Raw genomic sequence first — 2084 nt, 5'->3', positions numbered from 1 at the left:
GATTAAAAAATGGCTCTTATGAACCGTCTTAATGCAAGATCTGTCGCAACATTGGGGGCTGGCAAATATAATGATGGTGCCGGCTTGCTTCTTCACAAACGTAAAGATGGAGGTGCTCAATGGATTTTACGGTATACCCTTCACGGGCGCCGTCGCGAAATGGGCTTGGGGGCGTTGCGAAACGTTTCTTTAAAAAAAGCTCGTGAATTGGCAAATCAATGGCGTTCTGTTTTGCATGAGGGGCGTGACCCCATTAAAGAACGTGAAAAACAAAAGCGTGAAGCAATAAGTAATCTTCATTACTTAAAAGATATTGCCGTGGATGCTTTTGAAAGCCGTAAAGCTGAATTAAAAGGGGATGGCAAAAACGGAATCTGGTTTGCACCTTTAAAACTGCATATTCTTCCCAAATTAGGCTGTTTACCCGTTTCAGAGATTACTCAAACAGAGATACGCAACACGCTTGCCCCCATTTGGCATACAAAAGCTGCAACAGCAGAGAAAGCATTGATACGTCTTAATCTTTGTCTCAAACATGCTGCTGCATTAGGATTGGATGTTGATTTACAAGCAACTGAAAAAGCACGTGCTCTCTTAGGCAAACAACGCCATAAAACACAAAACTTTCCAGCTATGGATTGGAAAGATATTCCAGCTTTTTATAAAACACTTTGCGAAACAACAACAATGACACAACTGGCTTTGCGTCTGCTTATCCTTACAGGCGTTCGTACAAATCCTATACGCCATATTCATAAAGATCAAGTTGATGGCGATATATGGACTATTCCTGCTGAAAATATGAAAGGAAGGCGTGATGCTACAACAGAATTTCGCGTGCCTCTATCAACAGAAGCATTAGAAATTTTAAAACAAGCGCGCCTTTTATCTCGCAATGATTTCTTTTTTTCTGCAACAGGTCGGGGTCCCCTTGCTGCACGCTGTATGGCTCAATACATGCAAAAAATTGGACTTGATGCCTGCCCGCATGGTTTTCGTTCTAGTTTACGCGATTGGCTTGCTGAAACAACCGATGCTCCCTATGAGGTCGCTGAAACCATTCTAAGTCATACGGTAGGCGGTAAAGTAGAGCGTGCCTATCGTCGTACTGACTATCTAGAACAGCGCCGTGTCTATATGGACAAATGGGCGGCTTATGTCACAGGGAAATCTTAAGATATGGGGTGCATAACCCCATCATCTGTGGATAACTTTAGCTCTCTTCTCTCTCATTCTCTCTCAATAAGAGTCATAATTTATCACATCAGAAACTATATGATAAAATATTGTTTTCTATGAATAAAACATCTTTCTAAATGAACCAAAATGTGGTTAATAAATACTTATGATTTGTTCTCATTTTTTGATAGAAAGGATTTTATTATGACAGAAAATGATATTCTTTTAACAGACCGTGAAAGTGCCAAATTGCTTCATATGAGTGTCTCAACTTTCCGCCGTCATGTGACCAATGGCTCTCTCCCAAAACCTTTAAAATTTGGTTTTTTATCCCGTTGGTTACAATCGGATCTTTTGAATGTCATTGAGCAAGCAAAACAGCAACGTCAAAGTGACGCGGCATAAAAAAAAACCTTGTCACGTAAGGACGGACAAGGCTTTCTCAAACTCATCACCCTAGAGCTAGCATAATCCGTCCTGTAACGCAACGTTATAGGATTTACAATGATGTGTTCTTTTAAGAATGCGCAAGGTATCACACGTGCCTTGCGCGGGGTTTGGCATGGGCGTTATGGAACAGCCCGTTGCCCTGCTCATGATGATAGGCTGCCTAGCTTATCCCTTGCCAATGGACATGATGGGCGTCTTTTACTCACTTGTTATGCTGGCTGCTCTTTTAGAGAGATCATACAAGCGCTCATTAGAATTGGCTTGCTTGGAAAACAAGCTTATAATCAGACGCTTTCTTTATCAAAACAGATTTCTGCTGATCTCAAACGAGCAAAACAGAAAACAGAGAGAGCAAAAGAAATTTGGCAACAAAGCCAACCAATCAAAAATACTTTAGCAGAAACCTATTTACGTATGCGGGGTATTACATGTGATTTGCCTGCTGATTTACGCTT

The 2084-nt window shown here is 41.1% G+C and carries 3 protein-coding genes; all 3 read left to right on the top strand.

Translation table 11 applies throughout. The features are described from left to right. The first annotated feature begins 9 nt into the window (after positions 1-9). Positions 10-1176, top strand: a complete 1167-nt coding sequence (locus ABID23_RS07795) for a tyrosine-type recombinase/integrase (RefSeq protein ID WP_354190908.1) — start codon at positions 10-12, stop codon at positions 1174-1176. A gap of 207 nt (positions 1177-1383) precedes the next feature. After that, on the top strand, positions 1384-1584 hold the full coding sequence (locus ABID23_RS07790; RefSeq protein WP_007347209.1) for a helix-turn-helix transcriptional regulator: 201 nt from the start codon (positions 1384-1386) through the stop codon (positions 1582-1584). 99 nt (positions 1585-1683) lie between these two features. Continuing rightward, positions 1684-2084, top strand: a 401-nt coding sequence (locus ABID23_RS07785) for a DUF7146 domain-containing protein (protein ID WP_435521260.1), incomplete at its 3' end; no start/stop codon positions are given.

This window comes from Bartonella silvatica, from assembly GCF_040545155.1.
GTDB lineage: Bacteria > Pseudomonadota > Alphaproteobacteria > Rhizobiales > Rhizobiaceae > Bartonella > Bartonella silvatica.
Note: the sequence above shows the minus strand (reverse complement) of the source record. Positions and strands in the feature narration are given on the sequence as shown.

Excerpts from the sequence above, each read along its gene's own strand:
- ABID23_RS07790 (WP_007347209.1), top strand. The coding sequence starts at position 1,384 with ATGACAGAAAATGATATTCTTTTAACAGACCGTGAAAGTGCCAAATTG.
- ABID23_RS07795 (WP_354190908.1), top strand. The coding sequence starts at position 10 with ATGGCTCTTATGAACCGTCTTAATGCAAGATCTGTCGCAACATTGGGG.